Annotated in this window: 24 protein-coding genes; 10 read left to right on the forward strand and 14 right to left on the reverse strand. The window is 68.8% G+C overall.

All coding sequences use genetic code 11. The annotated features are described in order from the left end of the window. Nucleotides 1-58: 58 nt before the first annotated feature. Nucleotides 59-1,405 carry a CoA transferase gene (locus CRP45_RS02150; protein WP_097243557.1) on the reverse strand — a complete coding sequence of 449 codons (1,347 nt, stop codon included), beginning with the start codon at nucleotides 1,403-1,405 and terminating at the stop codon, nucleotides 59-61. A 40-nt stretch (nucleotides 1,406-1,445) separates the two neighbouring features. Between CRP45_RS02150 and CRP45_RS02155 the strand changes: the two genes are divergently transcribed. Next, nucleotides 1,446-2,210, forward strand: a complete 765-nt coding sequence (locus tag CRP45_RS02155; protein ID WP_097243558.1) for a thioesterase II family protein — start codon at nucleotides 1,446-1,448, stop codon at nucleotides 2,208-2,210. 77 nt (nucleotides 2,211-2,287) lie between these two features. Here the strand turns inward: CRP45_RS02155 and CRP45_RS02160 are convergent, their stop codons facing one another. Further along, nucleotides 2,288-3,082, reverse strand: a complete 795-nt coding sequence (locus CRP45_RS02160) for an O-methyltransferase (RefSeq protein ID WP_097243559.1) — start codon at nucleotides 3,080-3,082, stop codon at nucleotides 2,288-2,290. A gap of 70 nt (nucleotides 3,083-3,152) precedes the next feature. Beyond that, a complete protein-coding gene (locus CRP45_RS02165) occupies nucleotides 3,153-4,583 on the reverse strand; it encodes an SDR family oxidoreductase (RefSeq protein WP_097243560.1) in 1,431 nt (476 codons plus the stop codon). Between the two features lie 245 nt (nucleotides 4,584-4,828). Here CRP45_RS02165 and CRP45_RS02170 point away from each other — a divergent pair, with 245 nt between their 5' ends. Then, the gene (locus CRP45_RS02170; RefSeq protein WP_097243561.1) at nucleotides 4,829-5,527 is read left to right on the forward strand and encodes a PRC and DUF2382 domain-containing protein; all 699 of its coding nucleotides are present in this window, start codon (nucleotides 4,829-4,831) and stop codon (nucleotides 5,525-5,527) included. A gap of 86 nt (nucleotides 5,528-5,613) precedes the next feature. Further along, nucleotides 5,614-6,117, forward strand: coding sequence for a flavin reductase family protein (locus tag CRP45_RS02175; RefSeq protein ID WP_245909834.1), 504 nt, complete (start codon nucleotides 5,614-5,616; stop codon nucleotides 6,115-6,117). 7 nt (nucleotides 6,118-6,124) lie between these two features. Here the strand turns inward: CRP45_RS02175 and CRP45_RS02180 are convergent, their stop codons facing one another. Beyond that, nucleotides 6,125-7,069: an alpha/beta fold hydrolase gene (locus CRP45_RS02180; RefSeq protein ID WP_097244505.1), complete on the reverse strand. Its 945-nt coding sequence runs from the start codon at nucleotides 7,067-7,069 to the stop codon at nucleotides 6,125-6,127. 221 nt (nucleotides 7,070-7,290) lie between these two features. Here CRP45_RS02180 and CRP45_RS02185 point away from each other — a divergent pair, with 221 nt between their 5' ends. The 4 genes from CRP45_RS02185 (at nucleotide 7,291) to CRP45_RS02200 (ending at nucleotide 10,580) form a co-directional block, all read left to right on the forward strand. Next, nucleotides 7,291-8,436, forward strand: a complete 1,146-nt coding sequence (locus CRP45_RS02185; RefSeq protein ID WP_097243562.1) for an acyl-CoA dehydrogenase family protein — start codon at nucleotides 7,291-7,293, stop codon at nucleotides 8,434-8,436. Next, nucleotides 8,420-9,094, forward strand: coding sequence for a TetR/AcrR family transcriptional regulator (locus CRP45_RS02190; protein WP_097243563.1), 675 nt, complete (start codon nucleotides 8,420-8,422; stop codon nucleotides 9,092-9,094). Before CRP45_RS02185 ends, CRP45_RS02190 begins: the two co-directional genes overlap by 17 nt. 361 nt (nucleotides 9,095-9,455) lie before the next feature. After that, nucleotides 9,456-9,647, forward strand: coding sequence for a hypothetical protein (locus tag CRP45_RS33100; RefSeq protein WP_143861307.1), 192 nt, complete (start codon nucleotides 9,456-9,458; stop codon nucleotides 9,645-9,647). Between the two features lie 246 nt (nucleotides 9,648-9,893). Next, nucleotides 9,894-10,580, forward strand: a complete 687-nt coding sequence (locus CRP45_RS02200) for a hypothetical protein (RefSeq protein WP_067778240.1) — start codon at nucleotides 9,894-9,896, stop codon at nucleotides 10,578-10,580. Between the two features lie 4 nt (nucleotides 10,581-10,584). Here the strand turns inward: CRP45_RS02200 and ligD are convergent, their stop codons facing one another. From ligD to CRP45_RS02215, 3 genes are all read right to left on the reverse strand, one after another. Further along, nucleotides 10,585-11,586 (reverse strand): non-homologous end-joining DNA ligase, encoded by a 1,002-nt coding sequence (ligD, locus tag CRP45_RS02205; protein WP_097243564.1) that lies wholly within the window; start codon nucleotides 11,584-11,586, stop codon nucleotides 10,585-10,587. Further along, the gene (locus CRP45_RS02210) at nucleotides 11,583-12,665 is read right to left on the reverse strand and encodes an ATP-dependent DNA ligase (protein WP_218841064.1); all 1,083 of its coding nucleotides are present in this window, start codon (nucleotides 12,663-12,665) and stop codon (nucleotides 11,583-11,585) included. Before CRP45_RS02210 ends, ligD begins: the two co-directional genes overlap by 4 nt. A gap of 219 nt (nucleotides 12,666-12,884) precedes the next feature. After that, the gene (locus CRP45_RS02215) at nucleotides 12,885-13,280 is read right to left on the reverse strand and encodes a cold-shock protein (RefSeq protein ID WP_067778238.1); all 396 of its coding nucleotides are present in this window, start codon (nucleotides 13,278-13,280) and stop codon (nucleotides 12,885-12,887) included. A gap of 125 nt (nucleotides 13,281-13,405) precedes the next feature. Here CRP45_RS02215 and CRP45_RS02220 point away from each other — a divergent pair, with 125 nt between their 5' ends. Further along, nucleotides 13,406-14,032: a TetR/AcrR family transcriptional regulator gene (locus CRP45_RS02220; RefSeq protein ID WP_084482275.1), complete on the forward strand. Its 627-nt coding sequence runs from the start codon at nucleotides 13,406-13,408 to the stop codon at nucleotides 14,030-14,032. Nucleotides 14,033-14,037: 5 nt separating this feature from the next. Further along, nucleotides 14,038-15,183, forward strand: a complete 1,146-nt coding sequence (locus CRP45_RS02225) for a hemerythrin domain-containing protein (RefSeq protein ID WP_097243565.1) — start codon at nucleotides 14,038-14,040, stop codon at nucleotides 15,181-15,183. A gap of 70 nt (nucleotides 15,184-15,253) precedes the next feature. Here CRP45_RS02225 and CRP45_RS02230 read toward each other — a convergent pair whose 3' ends face one another. The 6 genes from CRP45_RS02230 to CRP45_RS02255 form a co-directional block, all read right to left on the reverse strand. Beyond that, complete coding sequence (locus tag CRP45_RS02230; RefSeq protein WP_097244507.1) at nucleotides 15,254-16,966, reverse strand: acyl-CoA dehydrogenase family protein; 1,713 nt, start codon at nucleotides 16,964-16,966, stop codon at nucleotides 15,254-15,256. A gap of 143 nt (nucleotides 16,967-17,109) precedes the next feature. Beyond that, complete coding sequence (locus CRP45_RS02235) at nucleotides 17,110-17,736, reverse strand: TetR/AcrR family transcriptional regulator (RefSeq protein ID WP_097243566.1); 627 nt, start codon at nucleotides 17,734-17,736, stop codon at nucleotides 17,110-17,112. A gap of 34 nt (nucleotides 17,737-17,770) precedes the next feature. Beyond that, nucleotides 17,771-19,099, reverse strand: coding sequence for a pyridoxal-phosphate dependent enzyme (locus tag CRP45_RS02240; protein WP_097243567.1), 1,329 nt, complete (start codon nucleotides 19,097-19,099; stop codon nucleotides 17,771-17,773). Continuing rightward, nucleotides 19,099-20,652 carry a type III PLP-dependent enzyme domain-containing protein gene (locus CRP45_RS02245; protein WP_097243568.1) on the reverse strand — a complete coding sequence of 518 codons (1,554 nt, stop codon included), beginning with the start codon at nucleotides 20,650-20,652 and terminating at the stop codon, nucleotides 19,099-19,101. Before CRP45_RS02245 ends, CRP45_RS02240 begins: the two co-directional genes overlap by 1 nt. Beyond that, the gene (locus CRP45_RS02250) at nucleotides 20,649-21,935 is read right to left on the reverse strand and encodes a heavy-metal-associated domain-containing protein (protein WP_097243569.1); all 1,287 of its coding nucleotides are present in this window, start codon (nucleotides 21,933-21,935) and stop codon (nucleotides 20,649-20,651) included. Before CRP45_RS02250 ends, CRP45_RS02245 begins: the two co-directional genes overlap by 4 nt. Next, the gene (locus CRP45_RS02255; protein WP_245909836.1) at nucleotides 21,932-23,263 is read right to left on the reverse strand and encodes an aminotransferase class V-fold PLP-dependent enzyme; all 1,332 of its coding nucleotides are present in this window, start codon (nucleotides 23,261-23,263) and stop codon (nucleotides 21,932-21,934) included. Before CRP45_RS02255 ends, CRP45_RS02250 begins: the two co-directional genes overlap by 4 nt. A 113-nt stretch (nucleotides 23,264-23,376) precedes the next feature. Here CRP45_RS02255 and CRP45_RS02260 point away from each other — a divergent pair, with 113 nt between their 5' ends. Further along, entirely contained in the window at nucleotides 23,377-23,808 is a 432-nt protein-coding gene (locus CRP45_RS02260) for a pyridoxamine 5'-phosphate oxidase family protein (protein WP_097243570.1), read from the forward strand. 9 nt (nucleotides 23,809-23,817) lie between these two features. On the opposite strand, the gene CRP45_RS02265 is transcribed toward CRP45_RS02260, so the two are convergent. Continuing rightward, a complete protein-coding gene (locus tag CRP45_RS02265; protein WP_067778230.1) occupies nucleotides 23,818-24,252 on the reverse strand; it encodes a CBS domain-containing protein in 435 nt (144 codons plus the stop codon). Nucleotides 24,253-24,324: the final 72 nt, after the last annotated feature.

A 24,324-nucleotide genomic window follows, 5' to 3' on the forward strand; every position in this document is an offset into this window, starting at 1 on the left:
GATCGCTGCTCACCCTCCGCGCGGCAGCGCGCACCACCGCGCGAAGGCGGCGCCTCTCCTACCGGGTGCGCACCGGCCAAGCGGGCGCGCCAGTTCCGAATTGCGGGGCGGGCCAGGCGTAATCCGGGTACTCCGCCAGGGCGGGTGCGGCCGTCACGAGGGCGCCGTGGCGCACGGTCAGCTCGGGGTTGGGGGCCGTTGCGGGGCTGTGCTGGAGGGTGCGGGCCGGGTGGGTGAGCAGCCAGGAGGCCGTGCGCGCCAAGGAGACTCGCACGTCGCGGCCGATGCCGTCGTAGGTGCGGGCGGCCAGCGCGTCGATCACGCCCGCGGCCAGCAGATAACCGGAGGCGTGGTCCAGTGCCTGCGCGGGCAGTGCGCCGGGCACCGAGGGCGCGCCCTCCAGGATGGAGATGCCGGTGGCGGCCTGCACGATGCTGTCGAAGCCGCGGCGCGCGCCCCACGGACCGGACTCGCCCCACGCGCTGACCCGGCCGTGCACCAGGCCAGGCCGGACGGCGGTGGTGAGCCCCGCGTGCTCTAGCGCGCCGGGACGATACCCGCTGACGAGCACGTCGGCCGAGGCGAGCAGATCGTGGAACACCGCCGACTGGGCGCGCAGGTCGACGACCGCGGAGTGTTTGCCCTGGCAGGTGTCGGCGTACTGCCACGGGATCTCGGGCAACCACGGCGGATCAACCCGCAGCACCTCGGCCCCCAGCAGCGCCAGCGTCCTCGTGGCGACCGGCCCGGCGATCACCCGCGTCATGTCGAGCACGCGCACGCCGCGCAAGGGCTGGAACGGCGTTGCGTCGGAACGGAACTGCGCGCCTGCTCGATCCTGGCGCGGTTCCATGGCGACCACCGGGCCGGACGCGGCGGCATGCGCCTGCGGACTCGCGGCCCACTCGTCCTCGGTGCGCACCTGCACCGCGATCGCTCCCGCCGCCGCGGCGTTGTCCTCGATGTCGGAGGCGCGGCTCATGGCGATGTGGGCGACCGCGAGATCGAGGGGCGCGTCCTCCGGTAGGCCGAGCGCGGCGAGCAGGCGGGTTCGGTGGTGGGGGTAGTTGGCGTGGGTGCGCACCCACCCGTCGAAGGTGGGGAAGAATCCGGACAGATCTGCGAACATCGATACCGGGCGGCCGTTCGCCCGCAGCAGGCTGTCGCTCGAGAACGCGGCGGTGATCCGTTCCGGATCGATCCGGTGCGGCACCGGAGCCAGCCCGTGCGCGTCGCGCAACCGGTTGGCCGCGGCAGCCACGGCGGCCACCGATCCCGCGGCCAGTGACCATACCGGCAGTGTCGCAGCGAGGTTGCTGCCAGGATCGGGGGAGTGCGTAATTTCGGAAGCGGGGACTCCGATTCCGGCTTCGTAGTCGTGGACCAGCCGTGCGTGCGCGTTCACCAGATCGAGACTAGCCGCACCGGAGGAGAAGGAGACCGACGTGGACGAGACGATCACCGCCACCGACTGGCTGCGCGTCCTGCGCACCGACCCGGCGCCGCGCCATTACCTGGTGTGTTTCCCGCCGGGCGGCGGTTCGGCAACCGCCTACCGTGAGCTGGCCCGCGAAATCGGTTCCGGCGTGGCGGTACTGGCCGTGCAATATCCGGGTCGACAAGATCGACTTGCCGAGCAGGCGGTCCCGGATCTGCACGCGCTGGCCGATCTGATCGCCGGGGAGTTGCTGGCGCGCGGTCCACGGTCCGGTCTCGCGCTGTTCGGGCACAGCATGGGCGCCACCCTCGCCTACGAGACCGCCCGCAGGCTGGAGGACGGTGGACAGGAACTCACCGCGCTGTTCGTCTCGGGCCGTCCCACACCGTCTTTCGCCGAACCCGCCCGCCTGCATCTGGAGTCCGACGAGGCGCTCATCGCGGACCTGGAGCGCCTCGCGGCCGACCCAGCGCCGATCGCGCTGCTGCGCACCGAACCCGGCCTCGCCGACCTGGTGCTGCCCGCGGTGCGCAGCGACTACCAAGCCGTCGAGACCTACGCGCACCGGAAGAGCGCGCCGCTGGCCTGCGATCTCGCCGCGCTGGTCGGCACCGAGGACCCGACCACCACGCCGGAGCAGGCCGACGAATGGCGGGCGTTCACCGCGGGCGGGTTCGAGCGCGCGACCTTCCCCGGCGGCCACTTCTACCTCGACGAACACGCCAGCGCGCTGGCGGAATTCGTCACCCGGCACCTGCGCGATCGCGGCTGAACCGTCCGGAAACGCGCAGCACGCGAATCGGACTCGATGTCGCGGCCGATACCACCGTAGGACCGAGCGGAAACCGATCAGCCGAGGTATTCCGACTCGAGGACGAGATCGTGCAGCAGCGATTGGTATTCGACGTGTGTGCGATGCTCCACGGTGCGCCAGGACAGACCCTGGTTCTCGCGCATGTAGCGCAGGTAGTCCGGCGCGCCGGGGATCTTCACGTTGTCGGCGACGACGAGGCTGCCCGGATGCAGCCAGTGCACCTCGAGCAGCGCGAGCAGGTCGGGCAGATACGCGGTCTTCAGGTGGTCGAGGAAGACGAAATCGAGCGCGCCCGAAGCGAATCCGTGATCGACGGCGAGCCTGCGCATGGTCGTGCCGCCGTCGCCGATCTTGCCGACCACCACCTCGACCCGATCGCCGAGTCCGGCGTGCGCGATCACCTCGGTCGCGATCGCCGCGTTGGCGGCACTGGCCTCCACCGAGACGAGCCGCCCTTTCGGCGGCAGCAGCCGTCCCGTCCGCACCGCGCTGTATCCGCAGTAGGCGCCGAGCTCCAGCGCGAGCAGCGGCTTCGCCCGCACCACCGCGGCGTCCAACAGCAAGCCCTTCTCGTCGCCGACGTTCATCAGGATGCTGCGGTTGCGCGCGAAATCGTCGAAAGCGGCGAGCACACTGTCCGGGTCGCCCGCCGTCGCGGTGTGCAGCACGTGCTGCCGGACGGCCTCCTCGCGGCCGTCGCCGACCTGCCCGGTGCGCAGCACGGATCGTCCGCCGAGCGCGAAACGGATCGTCGACCAGCGCAGGAACGGCGCCTTGTCGCGCAGCAGAGCCCCGAGTCCGGTGCGCCGCGCTCCACCCTGATCCGCCATGCGCCCTCCGATCGTGGTAGCCGGTGTCACCCGCGATTCTGCGCGATCGACCCGGCACGGTGAAGGAGGCTCACCACGGCGAGGGCTGATAGTCCTTGAGGAAGCAGCCGTAGAGGTCGACGCCGTCCTCGCCCCGCACGATCGGGTCGTAGACGCGGGCGGCGCCGTCCACCAGGTCGAGCGGCGCGTGGAAGCCTTCCTCGGCCAGGCGGATCTTGGTGTAGTGCGGGCGTTCGTCGGTGATCCAGCCGGTGTCCACGGCCGTCATCAGGATCGAGTCCGACTCGAACATCTCCTTGGCGCTGGTGCGGGTCAGCATGTTCAGCGCCGCCTTGGCCATATTGGTGTGCGGATGTCCCGGGCCCTTGTACCCGCGGCTGAACTGACCCTCCATAGCGGAGACGTTCACGATGTATTTGCGGCGCGCCGACGCGGCCGCCATGGCCGGACGCAGGCGCGACACCAGGATGAACGGCGCCACCGAATTGCACAGCTGCACTTCGAGCAGCTCGGTGGGATCGACCTCGCCGACGGTCTGCACCCAGCTGTTGGTGTGCGCCAGATCGGGCACCAGCCCGCCCGCGTCGATCGCCACGCCGCGCGAAATCCGTTCCGGGGTGGCGGATCCCGCGACCAGGGCGAGTTCCGCGACGTCCGCGGCGGTGAGCGTGGGCGCCAGCGAGGCGGTGAGCGCGGTCGGGTGCGCCTGCATGGTCTTGCCGAAGCTCACCACGTCGGGCAGCGCGCCCGCGGGCAGCGGACCGGACTCGGCCTCCACCAGCGCGCTGTAGGCGCCGGGGGAGCGACGCACGGTCTGGGCCGCGTTGTTGATCAGAATGTCCAGCGGACCCTGCGCGGCGACATCGTCGGCGAGCGCGACCACCTGCGCCGGATCGCGCAGGTCGATGCCGACGATGCGCAGCCGGTGCAGCCAGTCGGCGCTGTCGTCCATCGCGGCGAAGCGGCGGATGGCGTCGTTGGGGAAACGGGTGGTGATGGTGGTGTGCGCGCCGTCGCGCAGCAGCCGCAGCGCGATGTACATGCCGATCTTGGCGCGGCCGCCGGTGAGCAGCGCGCGGCGGCCGGACAGATCGGTGCGCGCGTCGCGCTTGGCGTGGCTGCTCTCGGCGCACTCCGGGCACAGCTGGTGGTAGAAGGCGTCGACGCGGGTGTAGCGCTGCTTGCAGATGTAGCAGGGCCGCGCGCGCATCAAGGTGCCCGCGCTTGCGCCCCTGGCCGTGGAGGTCAACGGGATGCCGGCGGTCTCGTCGTCGATACGATTCGGCGAGCCGGTGGCGGTGGCGGCGACCACCGCGCGATCCGCGGTCGAGACCTTGTCGCGCGCCTCGATGCGGCGGCGCTGCTTGAGCTTCTTGAACATGTGCCCGACGGCGCGCTGCACCGCGATCGAGTCGGGGTGTGCCTTGTCCAGCTGTCCGGCCTGGTCGAGTACCCGAAGACAGGTGGCGAGCTCGTCGGGATCGATACTGCTGTCGGCCATCGGGTCTGCGGGGGTCCTTCGTGAGCTGGGCAATCGAAGCCACCATTGTCGCAAACGCCGATGGCGGGTCGCGGTCCGGCCGTACGGGGCTCGGATTCCGAGGCTCGACCGGCCGCTGTTTGTGCAGGAAGGGAGCGGGTAGTTGCCGCTGTGTAACTGATGATCATGCAGGTCCGCGGTGTCCTGCTAATCGTTCGCTCGGCTGGTCGCCGCGATCGTCCGGAGGAAGGATCGAGGAGGAGACCATGACCAACTTGCTGGATTCGGTACTCGGCAGCACCGTCTACGACCGCGACGGGGACAAGGTCGGCAGGGTCAAGAAGATCTACGTGGACAACGCGAGCGGCTTCCCTACCTGGATCGCCGTCTCCACGGGCTTGTTCGGACACGACTCGCTGGTTCCGCTGGCGGGCGCCGAACACCGGCGCGATCGCTCGGCGCTGCAGGTGCGAGTCGGCAAGGACGAGGTCAAGTCCGCGCCGTACCTGGAAGAGGACGGCAACATCAGCCAGCGCAGCGAGCGAGAACTGTTCGACCACTACCACATCGACCCGGCCCTCTCGGCGTGGAAGACCTACGGCAGGCCCTACGCCGAGAACCAGATGGGCAATCAGCCGACGGCCGCGGACCGGGCGATCGATCGCGACAGGCGGACCGGCATGGAGCGGACCGAGGACGTCGAGCCGATCCGTTCCGAGGAGCGGCTGAACATCGGCGCCGACAGTGAGACAGCGGGCCCCGCGCGCGTGCGCAAGTACGTGGTCGAGGACGAGGAGACGGTAGCCGTGCCGACGAAGCACGACGAAGCGCGTCCGGTTCGCGAGCCCATCGCCGACCCCTCGTCGGCGCGCGGCGAGATCGGCGACGACGAGCCCGAGATGACCCTGTTCGGCGACGAGGTCGCGAAGGGCGTCGACGAGCCGCGCGATCCCGATCGGTGGTGACCGGGCGCGCTACGGTGTCGTCGAGGACCTGAGCACCTCCCTCGGCGGCGCCCGCGGCCGATGCGTGAGCGAAGGAGAGGTCAGCTGTGCCGAACGACTCGGAGGTGCGCGACGCTTTCGACGCGGTACTCGCCGCGGCGGACTACCCGATCTGGGTGGTCACCACGGTCGCGTGCGGAACCCGCGCGGGATGTCTCGTCGGCTTCGGCACGCAGCTGAGCATCGACCCGCCGCGCTTCGTGGTCGGGTTGTCCGAGAACAACCACACCTTCCGTGTCGCCGCGGACGCCGACCACCTCGCCGTGCACCTGCTGACCGAGCAGGACCGGGAACTCGCGCGGTTGTTCGGCGCCGAAACAGGCGACAGCACGGACAAATTCGCCCGCTGCGCGTGGACCGAGGGGCCGCACGGGCTGCCGATCCTGAGCGCGGCGACGCACTGGTTCACGGGCCGCATCGTGGCCAGGTACGACTTCGGCGATCACGTCGGCGTCGTCCTGGAACCGACCGCGGGGCGCGCCGCCGATTCGGCGCGTCCCGCGCTGCGCCTCGCCGCGGTCCTCGATTTGTCTCCGGGACACGAGGCCTGAGACGAACTCAGCCGCGGGGCAGGCTGGTGTCGGCCGCGGTCAGGTCTTCGACGAAATTGCCGAGCGCCTCGGCGACCAGCAGCGGTTCCGTGCTCGGTAGCCAATGGTCGGCGGGGATCGAACAGCGCCACAGCCGGTCCACCCACCGGGCGCTGCCGTAGTAGAGGAACGGCGGCACCAGCACGTCGGTGGTGTCGACGACCATCTGCACCGGCACCGGCACCGGGGTCGGCCGGGGACGCGGGCGCAGCAGGCGGGGCGCCAGGTTGGCGTGCGCGATGCGCGCGCCCGCGATCAGGTCCGAACGCCACGTCGGCGCGATCGGCGCGTACGCGGCGGGGATGCCGCCGAGGAGTTCGATCAGCCAGGTGCGCATCCGCGGCGGATAGGTGACGCGGACGGCCGCGGTGCGCGCCGAGCCCGCGCCGTGCCGCCAGAATTTGCGGTCGGCCAGCAGCCGCTGGATCCGGTGCGGCCGGACGGCCAGCTCGCGCAGCTGGACGCCGAGGTGATCGAGATTGGGTCCGGAGATGGCGGTGAACGAGGCGATCCTGGTGTTGGCGCGCGGATCGCAGACCGCCTCCCACCCCTGGATCGCGCCCCACCCGTGTCCGCAGACGTGCGCGGGCTGGTTCGGGCTGACGGCGTCGAGCACCGCGTAGAGATCGTCGGCCAGTCTGTCGAGCCGGAAAGCGACCGGGCCGGAGGGTGTTTCGGACTCGCCGTGCCCGCGAGCGTCGTAGGCGACGACACGGAAGTCGTCGGCGAGCAACACGGCGACCTCGCGCCAGACCAGATGGGTGTCGCTGAGTCCGTGCATCAGGACAAGCGGAACGCCGCGCGGGTCGCCCCACTCGAAGACCGCGAGCTCACCGTCGGCGCCGCGTACCGTGCGCTCGCGTCGCGGGCGGTGGGTTCCGCCCGATCCGATCCTGTCGGACGATTCGGTCATCTGCTCGCCTCGGTCGCTGTCCGTCACTCGCGGGCGCGCGGCACCCGAACGTACTGGCGGTACGTTCCACCGATAGTGGCAGTCCGACCGCGGTCGAAGCAATGGTGATCTGCCGTGCGCCCTCCGGTGACCGCAGTTGTTGACAAGCCGCCAATAGTGCTGGAACCTGATGACGACGGACCGGCGCCGAGGCCGGTCCGAGGCGAGCAAAGGATCGAACCATGGCACGCGCCGCGTGGAGTGACGACGAAGTAGAAGCCGTACGCGACCTCGCACGGACGTTCTTCGAGAAGGAAGTCGTCCCGCACGAGGAGAAGTTCGTCGCGCAGGGCCACCCCGACCGCAACCTGTACAACCGGGCGGGCGAACTCGGCCTGCTGTGCACCGCCATCCCCGCCGAATACGGCGGCGGCGGTGGTACTTTCGCGCACGAGGCGGCGATCATCGAGGAGCAGGCCTTCGCTGGCGACGGCTCGCTCGGCATGGCGGTGCACAGCTCGATCATCGCCCCGTACCTCATGGAGTTCGGTTCCGAGGAACTCAAGCGGCGGGTGCTGCCCAAGGCGAGCAGCGGCGAGATGGTGCTCTCCATCGGCATGACCGAACCGAGCACCGGATCGGACCTGCAGAACATCAAGACCCGCGCGGTGCGCGAAGGCGACGAGTACGTCATCACCGGCTCGAAGATCTTCATCACCAACGGCTGGCTCTGCGACGGCATCATCATCGCCGCGAAGACGGACCCGACGAAGGGCGCGGCGGGCGTCTCGCTGATCTTCGCCGAGGTCGGCGACGACACCCCTGGCTTCACCCGCGGCCGCATCCTGAACAAGATCGGCGGCAAGGCCCAGGACACCGCCGAGCTGTTCTTCGACGGACTCCGGGTGCCCGCCACCAACCTGCTCGGCGAGGCCGAGGGCCAGGGGTTCTACCAGATGATGCAGCTGCTTGCGCAGGAGCGACTTGTCACCGCGATCCTCGCCACCGCCATGATGGAGAAGGCGGTGGAGTTGACCGTCGACTACACCAAGGGCCGCGAGGCGTTCGGCAAGCCGCTGTTCGCGATGCAGAACACCAAGTTCGAACTGGCCGAGTGCGCGACGCTGGCCAGGGTGTGCCGCACCTTCCTCGACGACGCGATCGTCAAGCATCTGCGCGGCGACCTCGACATCCCGACCGCGGCCATGTCGAAATACTGGATCACCGACCAACTCGGTATCGTGGTCGATCGCTGCCTGCAACTGTTCGGCGGCTACGGCTACATGACGGAGTATCCGATTTCCCAGCTCTACACCGGCGCCCGCGTCCTGCGCATCCTGGCGGGCAGCAACGAAGTGATGAAGGATCTCATTGCGCGGTCTCTCTGAAACCCGAAGCGGCGGCGCGGATTCGGCGGGGCCGAAAAGCTCCGCCGAGGAATCGCCGCGCCGCCGCAGGCTCGAACCCGACGAGCGGCGCGCGCAGATTCTCGCGTGCGCGATCGACATGTTCGGCGAACGTCCGTACGCGGCGGTGTCCACCGCGGAACTCGCGCAGCGCGCCGGGGTGGCCCGCGGGCTGATCAACCATTACTTCGGCAACAAGCGGGATCTGTATCTCGCGGTGGTGCGCCGGATGGTCACGCTGCCCAAGCTCGACGCCATGGTGGTGCCCGCGGGGACCGATCGCGAGCGTGTCGACGCCAGCGTGCACTGGCTGCTGGACACCATCGGCGAGCACGGCAGCACCTGGGTGAAGGTCACCAGCCACGAGGGTGTCGGCGACGACCCCGAGGTGCAGCAGATCCTCGACGAGGCCGACGACGCCGCCGCCGAGCGGACGCTGGTGATGATCGGTCTGGCCGATTCCACGCACAGCGCCGAATTGCGGGCGATGGTGCGGGCCTACGGCGGGCTGGTCAAAGTCGCGGGCCGGGAGTGGATCACCCGCGGCAATCTCACCAGGGAACAGGTGCACGAGCTGCTCGCCGATCTGCTGCTGACGCTGGTCACCGAGACGATGCCGAAGGTCGACCGGCGGCGCTGATCCGCCCTCCGGTTCGGTACGGCTACCCCAATTTTGGCGGAGGGCTTGATTGCCAGGAGTAAGCTGATCTGGACGCCTTTCCAGCAGTGATCGAAGGAGCGTTCGCGCTGCGGTCGACATCCGCGGCGTTCGGCTCTTTTGGTGGGTGCCGCGAAGGGCGGATACCTGATGATTCGGCGCCGGCCCGTTGCCTGTCGGGGCGCTGATCTGGTCGCGTGACTGTCGAGTCGACACTCCCGGTGACGGACGGATGGTCGGCGTCCGGGCACAGAGAGGGATCCAGCGCCCTACCGGCCGAATACCTACGAGCGGCCGATGCGGGGCCTTTGTGAATTACTCGATCGAATCAAGGGATTGCACAATGTCCAGCACAATGATCAAGACCGCCGCCGCGACCGCCATGGCCCTGCCACTGTGCTTCCTCGCAGCGCCCGCCGCTTCGGCGAATCCGGCTCCGGCGCAACCAGCTCCGGTTTCCGCCGCGGAAGTCACGCCCGCGGGAGGTTCCGTCATCCTCTGCTTCCCGCTCGGCAGCGTCGTCTGGTGCATCTGAGATCCACCCTGTTCAGCACGCCATCGACGTGGGCGCCGGAGCCGGCCTATCGGTCGGCTCGGGCGCCGGGAGTTATCGCTGAGCATTTCGCCCTGCGGGGCAATCCGCGGCCGATAGTCCGGGACCAGTAAATCCGATCGGACAATTCGGTCTTATTGCGCCATTTCCTCCGTATTCTGTCTGCGTATCGGGCGGGGCCGGACAGCCCGGGTTTCCGCGCGATGGGTGAATGCGAGAGGGACCTGGATGGCACGCACGCAACAGTGGCAAGAGCGCGAGCGCTGGCCGGAGGCTTGGCCGGACGAGCGGGAGCCGGAGGATCCGTACCCGTACGAGCCGCGGCCGATCGTCAATCCGTACGCGATCGTCGCGCTGGTCGCCGCGTTGCTCGCGTTGTTTCCGGTCGCGATCGTCTTCGGGTTCATCGCTTTCAGTCATCCGCGCGGACGCGTGATGGCGTGCTTCGCGCTGCTGCTCGGCGCGGCCGAGGTCGCGGCGGTGGCCGGGTTCTTCGTACTCTCCGGAAACATGTTGCCGGACACGGTTTCCCGCGCCAACCAGGCAACGGCGACCACGACCGCCCAGGTCACGACGGTCGCCACCACCTCGGCGCCGACTCCGGCGGCCCCGCCGCCGACCACCGCGCCCCCGACCTCCACGGTGCCCGTGGTGCGTAAGGGCGAGGCCTGCACCGCGGTCCAGGCCGGGCTGATCGGCGCCGCATCCGACGGCGGAACGTTACTGTGCCTGGCCGATTCCGCTGCCGACGACGGCTACCAGTGGTCGGGCCCGTACAACGTCGGCACCGGCGTCTACGAGGCGGGCGCCAAATGCGACTCCTCCGTCGCCAAAACCGGCCGCACGTCCGACAACCGCGCCCTGGTCTGCGAAACCCAATCCCGCACCCCCGCCTGGGTGCTGTGGACGGAATAGGTTGCTATTCGGCCTTCTTCGCGCGGCTCGGTTGGACGCGAGGCGGCTCGTTGGGCATTTTCGGGTATTGCGGGGGCCAGGGTGCGTCCATGAGGCCCGCGGCCATGTCGCGCTCGGACATTTCGAGCAGGGGTTCGATGGATTGGGGTGCGCGGTCGGCCCAGGGGTCGCCGCGTTCGGCGAGTCGCGCGGGGACGGTCGCGATGGTGAGTTCGTCCGGGGCGACGGTGCCGAGGTCGTCCCAGGAGATCGGCGTCGAGACCTGCGCGCCCACTTTCGGACGCACGCACCAGGCGCCGAATACCGTTTTGTGCGGTGCGTTCTGGTTGAAGTCGATGAAAACGCGTTGGCCGCGTTCCTCTTTCCACCATTGCGCGGTGATCAGGTCAGGGTGTCTGCGCTCCAGCTCCCTGGCCAATGCGACCGCGGCCGCGCGCACCTGATATCCGTCCCATTTCTCCCGCAGCGCGACGTAAATGTGCAGTCCGCGCGAGCCGGAGGTCTTGATCCGGCATTCGATGCCGAGTTCGGTGAACAGATCCCTGGTGAGCACGGCGGCGTGCTTCAGGTCGTCGAAACTTGTGCCGGGGGAGGGATCGAGATCGATCCGTAATTCGTCGGCGATACGCAGATCGCCGACATGGTTGGGCCAGACGTGGAAACCGAGGCACCCCTGGTTCACCGCCCACAGAATGTGCGCGAGGTCGTGCGCGACGAGCGCATCGCTGGTGGTGCCGTTCGGCGTCGACACCTCCACGGTGTGCAGCCAGTCCGGCGCCGACTTGGGCACCCGCTTCTGGAACCACGACTTGCCCGACGCCCCATCCGGATAACGCTCCAGCAGCAGCGGCCGGTCGCGCACCACGCCGAGGAACGGCTCGGCCACCGCCTGGTAGTAACGCACCAGATCGAGCTTGGTCTCGCCGCGTTTGGTGAAGTACACCTTGTCGGGATTGCTGATGGTGACGGTTCTGCCGTCGACCTCGATGTCTACCGAGGCCGTCATCGCGACGCCTCGGTGAAGATGGCGCTCAGCTCGGCGGGCGCCACCTCGTCCAGCTGGGCATAGGTACACGATTCCGGTGTGCGATCGGAACGGAAACGCACCAGCCTGCCGCCGTGGCGCAGCCGGCCGGACTGCACGTGCTCGTAGCGAACCTCGGCCACCAGCTCCGGCCGCAGCGCCTCCCAGGACAGGTCCTTGCCGCCGGTCCAGCGGCTCACCCCGCCGGGCATCTTGCCCTCCGCCTTGGCCTGCGCGGCGGCGTCGGCCCAGTCCCGCCACGGATGGTCCGCCAAAGCGTTCTCCCGCAACGGTTTCAGCTCCTCGACGAGCGATTTGCGTTTGGCCGCCGTGAAACTGCTCGCCACCCCCACGTGGTGCAGGTGGCCTTCGTCGTCGAACAGGCCGAGCAGCAGCGAGCCGACGCCCTGGCCGTCCTTGTGCCAGCGGAAGCCCGCCACCACGCAGTCGGCCGTGCGTTCGTGCTTGACCTTCAGCATCACCCGCTTGTCCTGCTGATACGCCAGGGAGTCGGCCTTGACCATGACCCCGTCGAAGCCCGCGCCCTCGAACCGGGTGAACCAGTCCTCGGCCACGTCCGGGTCGCGGGTCAGCGGCGTCAGGTGGACGCGTGCCAGGGCGGTGTCCAGGATCGTCTCCAGCAGCCGCCTGCGTTCGGCGAACGGTTCGCCGGTGAGATCCTTGTCGCCGAGCGCGAGCAGATCGAAGGCGACGAAACTCGCGGGCGTCTCCACCGCCAGCTTGTTCACCCGCGACGCGGCCGGATGCAGCCGATTCTGCAGGGTGTCGAAATCCAGGCCGTGCTCGGTGACCACCACGATCTCGCCGTCCACCACGCATTTGTCGGGCAGCGCCTGTTTCAGCAGTTCCGCGACCTCGGGGAAATACCGGGTCAGCGGACGGTCGTTGCGGGAACCGAGTTCGACTTCGTCACCGTCGCGGAACACCACGCAACGGAATCCGTCCCATTTGGGTTCGAAGCTCAGGCCCGGCTCGCGCGGCACCGACGGCGCGGTCTTGGCCAACATCGGCCGGACGGGTGGCATCACCGGTAAGTCCACGCGTTCCTCCTCGGGTTCGGTCCTCACCCGTGCTGACGTCGTTGCCGACGCGAATTCATCGGTTCGAACCGGTTCGTCCCGGTCGATCGTAGACACCGGGTACGACAAGCAGACGAACTTCGGCGCCCGGGCGCGTGCTGTTCACCCGCAATTCTCTGGCAGACGCCGTCAGCTGGTCGTCGTCGGAGTTCGAGGAATATGGCTACCGGCCGGCGCGACTCAGTCCAGCCAGCCGTGTTGGTCGGCGAAGGCGGTGAGGCGGTCGCGAATGGTGAGGATCTCGCCTGCGGTGAGCGCGGGGCTCGCGTCCAGCAGCAGTTCGGTGATCAGGCGCTTGTGCTCGGCGGCGGTGAGCTGACCGGTCGACGATCTGTCCTTCTTGTGCCGGGACGGCGCGGCGGCCGCACCACCGACCGCGCTGAGATTGACCGCCTTGGGGCCGCGGTCGCCCTCGGTGACGTCGAATTCGAAGACCCGCCCCTGGCGCAATTCGTCCTCGTCCAGTCCGATGTCGTTCACGTGCACGAACACATCCGGTCCACCGTCTTCCGGTCGAATGAACCCGAACCCCCGAGAGCTGTCGAACGACACCAATTTCCCGATGGACACCAACACCCGCTCCTCGCCGCCGTCGCTACCCGGCCACTTTAGCTCGCATTATCCGCCTCGTTGTTCGAAAGCGCATCGATAATTCGCTGGAACAGTATTGTGTTGAATACAGGCCTGTTCGACAATGGCGTATGGCCACGAGCACTCGGCGATACCGTTCCACCCTGCGCCAGGCGAAGGCCGACGAGACGAGGGCGGCGGTGCTCGCCGCGGCCGCCGAGCTGTTCGTGGCGCGTGGGTGGGCGGGCACCTCGATGCGTGACATCGCCGGTCGCGCGGGTTGCGCGGTGGAGACGGTGTACAGCAGCGTCGGCAACAAACGCGAGATCCTGAAAGTGGTGCTCGACGTGGCCGTGGTCGGGGACGACGAGCCGGTGCCCCTGCTCGAGCGGCCGGAATTCCACGCCATCGCGGCGGGCGTCGTCCGCGAGCGCGCCGCCAAGCTGGCCGGCCTGCTCGAGACCGTGAACCGGAGATCGGCGGCATTGCACCGGGTGCTGGTGCAGGCTGCCGCCGCCGATGCGGAACTGGCCGCGCTCGCGGCCCGCGACCGCGCGAATCGCTGGACGTCGATGCGGGCGGGGCTCGAGGCGGTGACGGGTCGACCCGTCACCGACGCCGAGGCCGACTCGCTGCGCGCCGTCCTCGGGGGCGAGGTCTACCTCGCGCTCACCGAGGAATCGGCGTGGACGCCGGACAAGTATCGAAACTGGGCGGCCGACACCGTGATTCGGCTGCTCGACCTCGCCGAGGAGTAATCGACATGGCTTCCTCCGCAGACCTGGAACGGCCCGCCGACACCCGCGTGATGGGAATCGTGAATTCGGCGATGCGCCGTGATCTGCGTAGAGCCAGGAACGCCTTGAGCGCCTGGCCCTATCCGTACGACGAGCAGCGGGTCGCGATCGCGGAACATCTGCTCTGGATCATGCGCTTCCTGCACCATCACCACGAGTCCGAAGACGAGCATCTCTACCCGGTGGTCCGCGACCGCGACCCGGCGGCGGCGCGGCTTCTCGACCGGATGAACGCCGACCACCGCGCCATCGAGCCCGCCATCGACCGGCTGGTCCGCGCGGCGTCGGTCTATCGGGTGAGCGCCGAGGCTCGCGCCGATGTGCTCGCGGCGCTCGACCACTTGGAGGCCGTGCTGTTGCCGCACCTGGAACGCGAAGAGCGCGAGATGATGCCGGTGGTCTCGGCCACGATGACCGAAGGCGAGTGGCGGCACTGGGCCGACGAGTACAACGTCAAACCCCTCGGCCCGATCGAGCTGTTCGACGAGGGGTTGTTCCTCGTGGACGGCGCCTCACCCGGCGATGCCGCCGCGATCGGCGAGCTGGTTCCCGCCGTCCCGCGCTGGCTCATGCTGCACGTCATGATCAAGCGGTACCGCAAGGCCGCGTTCCGGCGCTGGCACACCGATGAATTCTCCCCGCTGCGTACGCCATTGGGCGGCAGCCACGAAGCGTTCTGTGCCGAGCGGCCGGAGGCGGTGTGGGCGGTGCTCACCGATATCACTCGCGTCGGCGAATGGAGCCACGAATGCCGCGGCGCCGACTGGGTCGGTGACAGCACCCGCGTCGAGGTCGGCGCCCGCTTCCGTGGCCGCAGCAAGTCGGGCTTCCTGCGGTGGCGGCGCGTCTGTACCGTCACGGTGGCCGACGCGCCGAAGGAACTGGTCTGGGTGACCCACGGTGGCATCTTCGGCGATCACACCGAGTGGCGGTTCCTGTTGCGCCCCACGCCGGACGGCACCCGAATCCGGCAGACGTATCGCGTTCTCGCCCTTCCGGTGTGGTTCGACCGGATGATCTACCGGTTCCTGCCCGCGCACCGCGATCGGTCCCGCGCGCTGCAAGGGGATCTCGACCGGCTCGCCCAACTCGTCGAGCGCGAGTCGTCCTGACCTGTCCAGCGCCGCCGGTCGCGGCCGAACACCACGGCGTGCCCGCGGTGTCCAGGCCGCGCACCGCGGGTTACGGGTTCATCCGGTACGCGCCCGCGTGAGCGAGCACCTCCGTGTAGACCCGATTGGCCCGCGCGGCGTCGCCGATCGGCTTGCGCAGCACGCTGAGCGCCCATTCCTGTTGCGCGGCAGTCGAAGACGCCTTGCCGAACACCCCGAGGGCGTACGCCGAGAAGTCGCGGACGAACAATTCGAAGATGGCGTCGACATGATCGTCGGGTGTGCCCGCGATCTTCGCCTGCTCCAGGATCAGCTGGCCGTAGGGCAGCAGCGTGAACAACTCGCCGACGGCCAGCTGGTAGTCCAGATCGGTCAGCTGTTCGTCGATGGCGGGCGCCTGCACCGGGAATTGGACGAACCGCTCCGCCTGCTCCAGGAACAGCGCGACGTTCGGCAGGTGCCGGTAGTCGGCGAACGCGGGCCGCCAGTCGGCGAAGCGCACCTTGCCGAGACCCGCGGCGCCGGGCTGGCGGAACAGCGCCTCGTCGTCGCCGGGGTCGCGGCGCACCGGCACCGGCGGCAGGTCGGCGGCGTTGTAGAGGAAGCTCGGCATGAATTTCAGGGTGAGCGCCATGTTGACGTGGGCGGTGCCCTCCAGCCGCGGCATGGAGTCGATAAGGCCGCGCGCCATCGCGAAGTAGGTGTCCTTCTCGAAACCCTTGGCGGAGATGACATCCGACAGTTCACGGAAGGCGCGCTCGCCCTCGCGCGTCACCTTCATCTTGCCGATCGAGTTGAACATGACGAAACGCCGGTCCGCCGGGGACGATTCGCGCATGTAGTCGATGGCGCGCTCGTGGTAGAGCTTCATGGCCGTGATGCGAATGTAGTTGTCGGACAGGATCTGTCGCACCTGACCGAAGTCGGTGACCGGATGTCCGAACAGGATCTTGTTCGCCGCCTGATCGACGGTCTCGTAGAAGCAGTGCTGCACGATGCCGAGGGTGACCATGCCGATGTTGAACTTGCCGCAGTTCACCGCGGCCAGCGCGACGTCGAAGGCCTTGCGGCCGGTGTGCAGCACGTCGTCGGCGGTGACCGGGTAGTCCGCCAGATCGTAGGCGCTGACGTAGTTCTGCCCGTGAATGACGTTCTTGACCAGGGTGTAGTTGGGGTGACCGCTGTCGGCGAGGAACCAGACGTAGGCGTCCGGGCCCTCGACGTCGGTGCGCCTGCCGATGGTCGGCACCAGCCGCGCGACATTGCCGTTGCCGATGTAGTACTTGCTGCCGTTCGCGATGAATCCGCCCGCGCCGTCTGGGGTGAGCAGCATGTCGGTGGAGTAGATGTCGGCGCCGTGGTCCTTCTCGGACAGGCCGAACGCCACGATGCCGCCCCGGTCGAGTTCCTCGGCGGCGCGCGCGTGTGCCTTGCCGTTGGCGCTCTGCCAGATGGTGGCGAGGCCGAGGGTCGACACGCCCCACGCGTACCAGTACTGCGCGCCGTAGAACCCGGTGATCTCGTTGAACTTGGAGATGAACGCGGTGTCCCAGCGCTTGTCCGGATCGCCGCCCGCGTGCGCCTTCGGGGTCGCCATGTAGGCCAGGATCCGGGATTCGGCCAGGTACGCCATCCAGTCGTCGTACCACTCGCCGCGGTGCGCGTCGGCGGTGAGCGCCTGCTTGCCCTTGCTCTCGAAGAAGTCGACCAGCGAGGCCAGCAGCCGCCGGGTCGTCGGGTCGAATTCCGCGAAGGTGTCGGTCTTCGGATTGAACAGGGGCATGGCCGCGCTGCCTTTCATCTGAGGGCGTGTGCCATCAATTTAGAAGTGAAGGCACCTGCCGTCAATTGTCTGGCGCGGATTTCCCGGACATGGCAACGGCCCGCCGTCTCGGGCGAGGCGCGCGGGCCGTTGCACTTCTCGGGTCAGGAGTGGTAGATCGAGCGGTAGGCCGTGATGGTGGCGACGCAGTGGTCCACGATCTGTTCGCGGGATGCGCGCAGTGACCCGTTCAGCCAGGCGGAGAACATTCCGGCATTGCCGCTGGCCATGCTCACCGCGGCCAGCCTGCGCCGGACCGGGTCCGCGATGTGGGCGAACAGGTGGTCCTGGATCAGCCGGGTGAAGGCGGGCATCACGGCGATGGTGGTCTGGCCGAGACCGGTGCTGGAGTACGGCTCGACCAGGAACAGGCGCGACTTGCGCGGATCTTCCAGCACCTTGTCCACCAGGACTTCCGCCAGCGCCCGGTCCCTTGACGGGTCGTCGGCCGAGGCGAACGCGGTCATCGGCTCCAGGAACTCGTCGGCGACCTGCCGGTACAGCACGTCGAGCAGTTCGTCGCGGCTGCTGAAACTCTCGTAGAAATAGCGGTCGGTGAGATTGGCGCGGCGGCAGACCGCGCGCATCGTGACGCCCGCGGCCCCCGCCTCGCCGATCAGATCGAGCGCGGCCTCGAGCAGCGCGGAGCGGCGCGCCTCCCTGCGCTCGGTGAGCGTCGTCCCACCCCAGATGCGGGGACCGGCGTCGTCTGATTCCTGGCCTGTCTGCACCGATTCACAGTAATGCCTACCGGACATCGGCCGTTCAGGCCCCGCTTTCCAGCGTCATCCCCGCGTCGCGCCAGCTCACGATGCCGCCCTCCAGGCTCGCCGCGTCGTATCCGGCGTGCCGGGCGAGCGCGGCGAAGCGCAGCGAGACCTCGCCGACCGGGCACACGAACACCACCGGCCGCGAGCGGGGGAACGGGACCCCTTGGCCGAGCATGTCCTCGAGCTGATCGTCGCGGATGTTCACCGCGCCGGGGACGTGCCCGATGCGATAGGCCATCGCGCCCCGGGTGTCGACGATGGTGGGACGTCCGGTGCGGTCCAGTTCCGCGAGTTCGGCGGGCGAGAGCCGTGGCGTGGCATCGAGTTCGGCGGCCGTCGGATTCCTGCGCCGGTCCGGCCGGTCGAACAGGTCCGGCCTGCGCTTCTTGATGTAGGAGAGGTAGGGCTCGAGCCGATCGCAGACGATCAGCACCGCGACCACCGGATCGCTCGCGTCGCGCGCCGAGAGGTCGAGCCCGGCAAGGGTTTCCAGGGCCGCCGCGTAGGCCGCGCCGCTCGTCGGCCCGGCCAGCACGCCGTATCCGGTGGCCAGCCGCAGCGTCGCGTCGACGGCGTCGCCGGATGCCACGGTGACGATGCGGTCGTAGAAGTCCGGCTGGAACAGCCCGACGTCCCACATCTCGGTCTCCGAGCGAATGCCGGGGATGAAGTCCGAGCGCTCGGAAACCACGGCGATCGTGCGCAATTCGGGATTGTGCTTGCGCAGGTAGGTCGCCGCGCCCCTGGTGGACCCGGTGGTGCCGAGCCCTCCCACGAGATAGTCCACCCGGGCGATGCCGTCGGCCGCGAGGTCCTCGTGGATCTCCCGTCCGGTCCCCAGGCAGTGTGCCTCGACGTTCTTCTCGTTGGTGTACTGCGACGGATGATGGTAAGCGCCGGGCTCTTTCGCCATGGTCGACTCGATCACCGAATACACGTCGTTCGGCGTCGTCGGGTCAGGACACTCGGAAAGCCCTGGCAGCTCGACGATGTCGGTGCCGAGCAGTCGCAGCAGATCGCGCACCTCGGCGACCTTGATCCGATTGGTCACCGCGCGCAACCCGATGCCCGAGAGTCCGCCGAGCACCCGCAGCGCCTTGGCGGTGTTGCCGCTGGACGCCTCGATCAGGGTTTGCCCGGCGGCGGTGATCGCATCCAGGTCGTCTCGGATCATGCTCCAGGCGACCCGGTCCTTGACCGAGCCGAACGGGTTGAACGACTCCAGTTTCGCGTACAGCTCGACGTGCTCGAGCCCGTGGACCGCGGGATCGAGGCGCAGCAGCGGCGTGTTGCCGATCAGCTCGGTGATGTGGTCGTAGCGCATCAGGGCGCCTCGGCTTCCTGCGGCACCGGCGCGGGCCGTCGCGCCGACAGCGGATCCGCCGGAACGTGCGGTTCGTAGTCGATGTCGCGGCACACTTCGAAACCGCTCCCTCGCTGGGCCACAGCCAGTTTCGGCGGCGGTGGCTGCATCGAGGCCGAGGCCGCCGAGAGGTCCATGTGGTAAGCGGCGGTGTTGGGGAAGACGACCAGATCCCCCGACTTCGGACGAGTCGCCAGCCAGACCTTGTGATTGGTGATCAGGTCGCGCTCGAGGCACAGTCGTCCGGCGAAAAACACTCCCACCGGCCCGGTTTCGCGCGCGAGGGCAGTGTCGGCCGCCGAACGCGGCGGGTTGATCGCACCGTCGCCGGACCACTGAGGCGGGACACCGTCGCGCGCCGCGCCGGGCAGCACGATCGGATCCACCATCACCTCCTGATCGGCCGGTGTCACCGCGTCGCGGCTGAGGTCGACGTTCACCAGCAGCGTGCCGTCCCCGAGTTCCTTGACGAACACGACCCGCGCCACCGTCACCCCGGCGTGGTCGACGAGGGCCTTGCCCGGCTCGAGCCAGAGATCGAGCAGATTGTCCGCGGCGACCTGGGCTACCGTGCGTCCGCCGTGCCGTTCCAGGGGCGAGGTCAGCAGGTCGGCGAGCATCCTGGTGGCCGGAATCGTGTTGGCGTACTTGTGGAACACCGGAGTGCCGTGCACCGCACCGCCCTCGACGTGGTAGCCGAAGGTGTTGTCACCCCAGCTCATCGGCTCGCCGCGGCCGAGAAGCGACTCGCGCAGCGCGCGGACGTAGCCGTCGAACCGGTCGGCGTCGGCGGTGAACACCTGGCGCAGGCCGCCGCCCAAGTCCAGCACGCTGGGGGACAAGCCGTGCGCGTAGGCCTGCTCGACCAGCGTCAAGCAGGCGTCGACCGCGCGCACCCGTTCGGCGTTCTCACCACTGTCGATGTGGAAAGCGAAGCCGAGGAACGAGATTCGACCGCGATGGGCGCCGAGCAGATCCAGCGCGCGATCGACGTGGCTCAGCGGCACCCCGAAGCGACTCAGTGGCGACCCCGGAAAACCGGAGACACGAAGCAGCACCGGCACTTCGGCGCGATCACCGGCGAGTTCGGCGATCCTGCCCAACTCCCAGAGATTGTCCACGTTGATCGTCGCGCCGCGGTCGATCAGATCGCGCAGGAACGCCTCACCTTTCGGGCCGGTCACCTCGATTCGCATCGGCCCGAATCCGGCGCCGATCGCGCTGGCCAGTTCCTGCGGCGAGGCCACGTCGACGGCGATGCCGGCGTGCTCGGCCGTGCGTACGAAGGCGCGGGACTGATTGGCCTTGTGCGCGTAGCAGATTCGATACCTGGGCAGCTGCCGGTCCAGCACGGCGCGCAAGTCTCTCAGGTTCTCCGCGAAGACCTGGGGGAAGACGAGATGCACCGGAGACCCGAATCGGATCAGCGTCTCGTCCAAGGCCTCGCGGGCGTCGAGGAAGGCGCGAACCAGCGGATGGATCTTCGCGGGTAGCGCCGGTAGCGGCGCCGTCATACCGCGGATTCCGAAGGCTGCGCGCTGATTTCGGCGTCGACCGGGTCCGGCTTCTCGGCGACCGGGTTGTACCCGCCGTCGCGCAGCGCCTCGAAGGCGCGCGCCCGATTGCGCGGGCTGCGGAACTCGGCGACCACCCGCTTGCTGATCAGGTCCACCTCGGCGACCACGAGCCCCATCGACTCCAGCACGCCGGTGATCGTGCGGACACAGTGCTTGCAGGTCATATCCGGTACATAGAAGACGCGGTCCTCGGCCGTCAGCGGATCGTCGGCCGTCCGCTCGTCCAGCGCCGCGGCGACCTCCACCGGGCGGCAGCTCGCCACGATCTCGGTGAACACCGCGACGAAACGGTCGACCACGAGGGGCAGCAGGCTGTAGTGCGCGCCGTCGAGCTGATGCGGCATCGCGGCGAGGCAGGCCGGACGGGTGCCAGGCGGCAGCAGCGCGTACTGGCGGGAGATGAGGTCGAGATCCTCGTGGTACTTGGCGATCGCGTCCTCGACGCTCAGACCCTCGACCGTGGTCGCGCGCCGCATCACGGTGTGCGCGTCGGCGATGGTGGCGTCCTTCATGGCGCGCAGCGTGGCCACCGATTCGGCGGTGTAGCGCACGGTGCCGTCGGGCTGGGTCGCCAGCGTCACCGGGATCATCCCGCGCCGGTAGGTGGAGGCCTGCAACTCCCAGAACCAGCGCGTCGCGACCGCCGCGAACAGGCCCGAATCTCGCATGCCCGTGGCGAATTCGATCGGGTCGCGATACGGCGTCTGGCGCGCGAGCAGCGCGTGCTGGGCGAGCGCGCGGCCGGTCGCCTCGATGCCGACGCGGAAGATCTCCAGCGGTTCGTGATCGGTCGTTGTGCCAACCAGCACGGCGCGCTCCCGGCTGCCGAGTTCCTCGGCTCGGCGCACCAGCGCGGTATCGGCCCGCAGCGCGTGCCACAGCGCGAGGACGGTCTCGCGCACCGCGATCGGTACGAGCGGGCCGAGGCCGTCGGCGCGGTAGTGCCCGGTGTTGGGGATGCCGTCGCTGTCGGTCCACGCGATGCGGTGGGTCGCGGTGGTCACCTGGTTCGGGCGGCAGGGCCGCATGAACCGCTCCAAGTACAGCCGCTGCGAATAGGTGAGGTGGCTGTTGGCTTCCGGACGCAGTGCGGCACAGGTGAATTCGATGCGGCGCGGATCAGGCGGCACCGGGACGTCGCCGAACAGCCCTGGCTGGGCGAGTCCGGCGAGGACCCGGGACGCCGCCCTGCGGTCGTAGCGCGGGGTGTCGGTATTCACGTGACCTCCTCGGCAATCGTCGTGACGCAGGCGGTGAACCGGTCGATCTCGTCGAGGGTGTTGTAGATGTGCGTGCTGACCCGCACCGAGTCCAGGTCGTCGTCGCCCTGGCCTGCCGAGGGCGTGCAGTGCAGGCCGGTGCGCACCAGGAACCCCAGCTCGCCGAGCACGAAACCCACGTCGGCGGCGCTGATTCCGGCGATGCGGAAGGAGACGATGCCGTAGCCCGTTTCGCACGGCGCGTGGGCGGGACCGGGCAGGAACTCCAGCCCCGGCGCCGCCCGTAATCCCTCGATCAGCCGCAGGGTGAGCGCGCGGTTGTGCGCGGCGACGGCCTCGATGCCGAAGGACTCGAGCACGTCCAGCGCGCTGCCGAGCGCCAGGATGCCGGGGATGTTGTGGGTGCCGCCCTCGAGCAGGTCGGGCATCGCCGTGCCGACCAGCCCCGACTCGGTGAGCCGAACCCCCGAATTCCCGCCGGGCAGGAAGGGCAGCAGCCGATCGTGAATTCGCCGGTGGCAGTACAGGATTCCAACCCCGGGCGCGCCGAGCATCTTGTGCGCGGCGAACACCGCGAAATCGGCGCCGAGCTCGGTGACGTCGACCGGCAGGTGCCCGCCGCTCTGACTGCAGTCGAAGCACAGCAGGACCGACGGATCGATCCGTCCGCGCAGTTCTTCCAGCGTGGTCACCGCGCCGAAGACGTGGTGCAGGTGGCTGGTGACGATCAGCCTGGTGCGCGGGGAGAGCTTGCCGAGGATGTCGGTGGTGTCGGCCTCGCCGAGTTCGGTGGTCCGGTAGGGGACCAGTTCGATGCGGCGGCCGAACCGGGCGAGCACTTGGCGCAGGTGGTGCCAGGGATGCACGGCGGAGGCGTGATCGCGCGGGTTGTAGAGGATTTCGTCGCCGTCGGCGAGCTCGGCCAGCCCCCAGGACAGGGCGACCGCGTTGAGCGCGGCGGTGGCGCCCGCGGTGAAGACCACCTCGTCGGCATGTTGGGCGCCGAGGAACGCCGCGGCGCGGGCACGCACGTCGGCCACCCGCGCGGTCAGCTCGGTCGACCAGGCGTAGGCGCCGCGCCCGGCGTTGGCGGTGCGGGAGGAGTGATAGCGGTGGATCGTCTCGATGACGGGCAGCGGCTTCTGCGTGGTCGCCGCGCTGTCCAGATAGACCTCGGACGATTCCGCCAGCGCGGGAAACAGCGCGCGGATCGTGTCGTCGTGGACGGTGTCGGTGCGGGGCGGTGACGAAGCGGGGAACCGGTGAGCGGGGGAGTGGCGTACGACCGGGGAGCGGGTGAAGTGCGAGCCTGGCGCGGGTGACCGCAACGTGACGCTCCCTTCACGCCGATGCCCTGGACACCACCCAACGATACGCACTTTACCCGGGGTGATCGAAGGTTTCAGGTGGACAACGTCTTTCACGCGCTAGCCTGGAACGCATGCCACTGAGCCAAGAGGAGCGCCAGGAGTTTCTCGCGGAGCCGCACATCGCGGCGTTGGCCGTCGCGGCGGGCCCGGATCGCGGTCCGCTGAACGTGCCGATCTGGTACCAGTACGCGCCCGGCGCGGAGGCGTGGGTGCTGACCGGCCCGGAGTCGGAGAAGATGCGGTGCATCAGGAAGGCGGGCCGCTTCAGCCTGATGGTGCAGCGGCTCGAGCCCACGGTGCGCTACGTCAGCGTGGAAGGGCCGGTCACCCGGGTCACGCCGATGACCGACGAACTGCACCGCGAGATGGTCGCCCGTTATCTGCCGCCGGACAAGGTCGACGCCTACCTGAAGGCCGCCGAGGCGTACGGCGAGCAGGTCGCGGTGTACATGCGACCCGAGCGGTGGCTGTCCGCCGACCTCGGCGACCTGACCGCGCTGTAGCGCGCGGGTTCAGTACCGGCCCTGGAGATAGTCGACCAGGTGCTGGCGTTCGGTCGCGAGCTCGGAGATCGCGCTCTTGACCACGTCGCCGATGCTGACGATGCCGATCAGCCGGTCGTCGCGCACGACAGGCAGATGCCGGATCCGGTGGTCCGTCATGACCCGGCGCAAACTGTCGACGTGGTCATCGGGAACGCACGTGCGGACCTCGACGGTCATGATGTCCGCGACGGGCGTGTCCAGCAGGTCCGCGCCGAGCTCGTGCAGGCGGCGCACCACATCGCGCTCGGAGACGATGCCCGCGATCCGCATGCCGTCGGGGGACACCACCACCGCGCCGATATTGTGCTCGGCCAAAGTGGCCAGCAGGCTCCGCACCGTCGTGTCGGGCGGAACCGTGGCGACGTCGCTACCTTTCCTGCGCAAGATCTCCGCGATTCGCATACTTTTCACCATCCAGACTCACGGGGTTCCAGGATCGCAAGTTCCGGAACGGGTGACCAGCACGAATCCGCA

Origin of the sequence: Nocardia amikacinitolerans, assembly GCF_900215415.1 — a bacterium.
Lineage (GTDB): Bacteria > Actinomycetota > Actinomycetes > Mycobacteriales > Mycobacteriaceae > Nocardia > Nocardia amikacinitolerans.